6 protein-coding genes are annotated in these 4,942 nt (G+C 56.8%); 3 read left to right on the plus strand and 3 right to left on the minus strand.

Features of this window, described 5'->3' with window-relative positions; all coding sequences use genetic code 11:
- Window positions 1-492: molybdopterin cofactor-binding domain-containing protein (locus M0974_RS20365; RefSeq protein WP_297840860.1), on the plus strand; the 492-nt coding region annotated here is incomplete at its 5' end.
- 9 nt (window positions 493-501) lie between these two features.
- Window positions 502-1,725 carry a cytochrome c gene (locus M0974_RS20370; protein WP_297840862.1) on the plus strand — a complete coding sequence of 408 codons (1,224 nt, stop codon included), beginning with the start codon at window positions 502-504 and terminating at the stop codon, window positions 1,723-1,725.
- Window positions 1,726-1,754: 29 nt separating this feature from the next.
- On the opposite strand, the gene M0974_RS20375 is transcribed toward M0974_RS20370, so the two are convergent.
- Window positions 1,755-2,441: a spermidine synthase gene (locus M0974_RS20375; protein WP_297840865.1), complete on the minus strand. Its 687-nt coding sequence runs from the start codon at window positions 2,439-2,441 to the stop codon at window positions 1,755-1,757.
- Window positions 2,442-2,538: 97 nt separating this feature from the next.
- Between M0974_RS20375 and M0974_RS20380 the strand changes: the two genes are divergently transcribed.
- Complete coding sequence (locus M0974_RS20380; RefSeq protein WP_297840868.1) at window positions 2,539-2,823, plus strand: hypothetical protein; 285 nt, start codon at window positions 2,539-2,541, stop codon at window positions 2,821-2,823.
- Between the two features lie 3 nt (window positions 2,824-2,826).
- Here the strand turns inward: M0974_RS20380 and M0974_RS20385 are convergent, their stop codons facing one another.
- Together M0974_RS20385 and M0974_RS20390 are read right to left on the minus strand one after the other, a co-directional pair.
- Window positions 2,827-3,297 carry a cyclic nucleotide-binding domain-containing protein gene (locus tag M0974_RS20385; protein WP_297840871.1) on the minus strand — a complete coding sequence of 157 codons (471 nt, stop codon included), beginning with the start codon at window positions 3,295-3,297 and terminating at the stop codon, window positions 2,827-2,829.
- A 106-nt stretch (window positions 3,298-3,403) separates the two neighbouring features.
- Window positions 3,404-4,942: S9 family peptidase (locus M0974_RS20390; protein ID WP_297840874.1), on the minus strand; the 1,539-nt coding region annotated here is incomplete at its 5' end.

Consider the following 4,942-nt stretch of genomic DNA (forward strand, 5'->3'; position numbering starts at 1 on the left):
CTTAAACGGGTGGCCGAGCTTTCGGACTGGAAAACGCCGCTGCCTGCCGGACAAGGGCGCGGGGTGGCGGTGAGTGCGGTGTTTGGCAGCTTCATCGCAACGGTGGTGGAGCTTGAAATGCAAGGCGAACACGGGATTCGGATCAAGCGTCTGACCTCAGTCATCGATTGCGGCTTCATCACCAATCCCACCTCCGTCTTGGCGCAAATCGAAGGCGGCACGTTGTTTGGTCTATCGGCAGCGTTGTTCAACGAAGTCCTCATCGACAAGGGCCAAGTGCTGCAAAGCAACTTTAACCAGTACCGGCAGATTCGCATGAGCGACGCACCGCCGGTGCAGGCGCACCTGATGAAAAGTCTCGAAAGCCCAGGCGGTGTAGGTGAAACGGGCGTTGTGCCCGTTGCACCCGCATTGATGAACGCATTGCATGCCGCGTCGCAGGTACGCGTTCGACGTTTACCGTTGAGCCGTGCCGGCTATTTCACCGTCTGAGGAGCTGTCATGAACCTATTTAAATATGCCCTGGCTTTCGTCTCGGCGGGTCTGGCGCTGTCAGCCAATGCCGCTGATTCCGCCCTGATCAGCAAAGGTGAATACCTCACTCGCGCGGCCGATTGTGTGGCCTGTCACGTGGTGCCGGGCGGTAAACCATTTGCGGGTGGGCTGGGCTTCAAACTGCCGTTTGGAACGCTGTATTCGCCGAACATTACCCCAGATAAAGAGACCGGGATTGGTAACTGGACGGACGACGAGTTTGTCAGCGCCTTGCAAAAGGGTGTCGGCAAGGACGGCAAGCACTACTACCCGGCTTTCCCTTATACGTCTTACACGTTGATGCCACGCGAAGACATTCTGGCGATCAAGGCGTACTTGTTCAGCCTCGCGCCTGTTCAGCAAAAGCCTCAGGAAAACGACCTGTCGTTTCCGTTCAACCAGCGCTGGGGAATGTTCTTCTGGAATCTGGTGTTCAACTCCAATGAGCGCTTTGCGCCTGATGCCAAGCAATCGGCGGAATGGAATCGTGGGGCTTATCTGGTCGAAGGGCCGGGGCACTGCGGCGAATGTCATTCACCGCGTAACATTTTCCAGGCTGTGAGTACCAGCCACTCGCTGGCAGGCAATCTACTGGGCAATTGGCAGGCGTACAACATCAGTTCAGACGCGAAACACGGTATTGGTGCTTGGCCTAATGAAGCTCTGGTCAGCTACATGGCTCAGGGTTATGCGCCAGGTTATGGCGGCGCGGGCGGGCCGATGGCGGATGTGGTCGAGCACAGTCTGCAATACCTTGAACCGGCCGATTTGAACGCGATTGCCGTTTACCTGAAAACCACCAAGGCCAGAGCAGAAGGCGTGTCGCGTCCAGCGATCGCCATCAATACCGCGTCGATGGACGCCAGTAATGGGCTGGGCAAGAAGATTTTTAGTGACGCTTGCGCTGCTTGCCATCGGTTGGATGGGACTGGAAACCAATCCACTATTGCGACACTTGCAGGACTCAAGGCCGTCAACGATCCCGCAGGGACTAACTTGATCGCGACGCTGTTGAGCGGGCATAACCTCACCCGGTCGGCTCCTGATCAGAAGATGCCGGACTTTGCTCGCGGTTATAACGATGTCGAGTTAGCGGCAGTCAGCACGTTTGTGCTGCGTCGTTTCGGGCAAAGCGAGCCACTGGTCAAACCGGCCGATGTAGCGAAGAGCAGGGAAAGCGCGTTGCATTGATAAATATGCGGTGTTGGTCGCGGGAATGTTCAGCCCTTGAGCTTTTCCGCGATCCAAATGGTGTGCCGCGTGCCTTTGTTGCCGTGGGCGAAGACTTGCACTTCTTCGGCCTTGAAACCGGCTTTGCGTAGCTTGTCGGAGAACTTCGAATCAGCGCTGGCTGACCACACGGCGAGGATGCCTTTGGGGCGCAACGCATGCGCACACGCACTCAACCCGCCCGACGAGTACAGCCAACTGTTGGCCTTTTGTGTCAGACCTTCGGGGCCGTTATCGACATCGAGCATGATTGCATCGAAACCGTTCGGCTCGCTCTTGAGCACCTGCGCAACATCTTGAATTACGATTTTTGCCCGAGGGTCGAGCAGAGGATTACCGGCTTTTTCGCCCAACGGCCCGCGATTCCACTCCACCACGCCCGGCACCAGTTCGGCGACCACCACCTCGGCATTCTTGCCCAGATGTTTAAGCGCGGAGGCGAGGGTAAAACCCATGCCCAGACCGCCGATCAACACCCGTGGGAGCACCCGGTGCGTGACTTTTTTGCAGGGGATCTCGGCCAGTGCGTCTTCTGAACCGTGCATGCGCGTGTTCATCAATTGGCCGCCATCGCCGCCCTGAATTTTGATCACGAAGTCTTCGCCGTACTCGAACAGGCACAAGGCACCGCCATTTTCGGGAATCGGAGTGGTGTCGAGTAGAACGAAACGTTTCATGGGAAACTCATTGAAAGGGTGATTTTTCAGAAGGCAACTTTGTCGCGCAAGGAGTAGCCTGAGCCGGACCAAAATAAGCTGGCATCTGAGGCCATTGATGAAGCGCTCTATTCTAACGGCGATTGTCTTGATGACGCTCTCTGTAACTGCCGTTCGTGCAGACAATCTGCAAACTGTTCCCGGTGCAGCGGAACCCGGCTCGCCCGGTACTGCAACGCCGACACCGTACCCGCAAGTTGCCCCGCCAAGTATCCCGCGCACGGGTGGCAACGAAGGTAATCCACCGTTGCTGCCGAAAATTGAAATTCCGGGGCCCCCTAAGGACCAGCCATTGCCAGGCCTACAGAACGACACACCAGGCAGCCCGCCGAAGAACCCGTAGCGATCAAATCTGCTGCGACAGCAATTGCCCATCGACCATGCGTAGCCTTCGTGACATCGCGACAGCAATGGCACGGATAATTTTCGCAGCGATTTTCGGCGCGTCATTCAGCATCTTGTCCAGCGAGTCTTTGCCCAGGTTCAACAAATGACAATCGGTGGCGGCGATGCAGCTGGCGGACCGACGTTCGCCATCCAGCACTGCCATTTCGCCAAACGCCCCTTTGCGTAAGGTCGCGATCTCGACCTGTTGCTCGTCGTTGTTGAGCTTGCGTACTGACACCGTGCCCGAATTGATGATGCACATGAAACTGCCAGCGTCGCCCTCCTGGAAAATCGCCTTGCCCTGTTCCACCGTGGTAATGCTGAAATAACCGGCTATGGCTTTGAAGTCAGCAGGCAACAAGGCGTTGAATAGGCCACAGTCCATCAGCAGGTCGCGGATTTCATTGTTCAGGGAGTTTGTGTCTGACATGGCTTGGCAGTCTTGTTTTTTAATGGAGTGGGTCAGCAAGGGTCTGCAAGACAGACCCTCTAATTGACTCGGATATTAACCCAAGGTCTTTTAATCCCAAGACCCTTCAGTTCAGTTGCAACACCTTAAAGACGAACGCGTATTCCAGTGCCACATCGCGCAGGCCTTGATAGCGTCCGCTCATGCCACCGTGACCGGCGTCCAGCTCGGTCTTTAACAGCAGCAAGTTGTCGTCAGTCTTAGTCGCACGTAATTTTGCCACCCACTTGGCTGCTTCCCAATACTGCACGCGGCTGTCGTTGTAGCCAGCGATCACCAAAGTAGCCGGGTAAGGCTGAGCGACCACGTTTTCGTAAGGCGCGTAACCCTTGATGCGCTCGTAGACGTCGGCTTCCTGCGGGTTACCCCATTCGTCGTATTCAGTAACGGTCAGCGGCAGATCGGGATCAAGCATCGTGTTCAGTACGTCGACAAACGGTACTTCGGCAATGGCTGCCTTGAACAGCTCGGGACGCTGATTGAGGACTGCACCGATCAATAACCCGCCAGCGCTGCCGCCACTGATGACCAATCGCTCTGCGCTGGTCAGGCCGTTGCTGATCAGGTGCTCGGCGCAGGCGATGAAGTCGCTGAAGGTATTTTGCTTATGTTCCTGCTTGCCGTCACGGTACCAGGCTTCGCCCAGTTCGCCGCCACCGCGCACATGAGCAATGGCAAAGGCGACGCCGCGGTTCAGCAAACTCAAACGCGCATGAGAGAACCATGGGTCGAGGCTTTCGCCGTAGGCGCCATACCCGTAGAGGTACAGTGGTGTTGCGCTGCCGAGTAAGTCGCGTTTAACCACCAGGCTGATGGGCACCTGTGTGCCGTCGGCTGCGGTTGCCCACAGACGTTGGCTGACGTAGGCGTCAGCGTCGAACGGCCCGAGTACCGGGGTTTCCTTAAGTACCGTCTGCTCGCCGTTGGCCAAGGTCAATTGACGCACTTGCGAGGGTCGATTCAGCGACTGGTAACGCAGGCGGATTTTGTCGCTGTCGAACTCCAGCGAATCTTGAACGTGCAGGCTGTATGCCGCGTCGGGCAACTGTACACGGTAAGCGGATTGGCCTTGCGGGTGCACTTCGATGATGGGCAATCCGCCTTCGCGCAGGCTCAAGGTCATGCCTTTTGCATTCAGGCTCATGCCTTCCAGCATCACCGTGTCGCTGTGCGCAATCAGGGTTATCCATTCGTCACGGGACGGCACGCCGTTGGCTTTTTGGGCGGCTTGATACAGCGCAAAGTTAATGCCGTCCTGGTTGCTTCGGATCAGCCACGTCCAAACGCCATCAATCTTGCCGTGGTCCGGGGAATAGTCATGGCCCTCGACCCGTGGTGCCAGGCAGATAAAGGCCTGTTCAGGCTTTTCTGCGTCCAGTACCCACGCTTCGCTGGTGGTTTTACTGTTGAGCGACAACACCAATTGCTGTTCTGAACTGCTGCGGTAGCAATGCAGGAAGAAGCGTCCATCGGGCTCGTTGAACACCAAGTCTGCTGATTCATTGCCCAACCGATGGCGGTACAACTTATGCGGGCGATGGGTCTCGTCCAGTTCACCGAAGAAGAGCGTTTGGCTGTCGTTGGCCCAGGTCATGCTGCCGTCGCA

It is taken from the genome of Pseudomonas sp. (assembly GCF_026224925.1).
Lineage (GTDB): Bacteria > Pseudomonadota > Gammaproteobacteria > Pseudomonadales > Pseudomonadaceae > Aquipseudomonas.

What these genes read in the sequence shown, in the direction of transcription:
- M0974_RS20370 (WP_297840862.1), top strand. Translation starts at nt 502, where the DNA reads ATGAACCTATTTAAATATGCCCTGGCTTTCGTCTCGGCGGGTCTGGCG.
- M0974_RS20375 (WP_297840865.1), bottom strand. Translation starts at nt 2,441, where the DNA reads ATGAAACGTTTCGTTCTACTCGACACCACTCCGATTCCCGAAAATGGC.
- M0974_RS20380 (WP_297840868.1), top strand. Translation starts at nt 2,539, where the DNA reads ATGAAGCGCTCTATTCTAACGGCGATTGTCTTGATGACGCTCTCTGTA.
- M0974_RS20385 (WP_297840871.1), bottom strand. Translation starts at nt 3,297, where the DNA reads ATGTCAGACACAAACTCCCTGAACAATGAAATCCGCGACCTGCTGATG.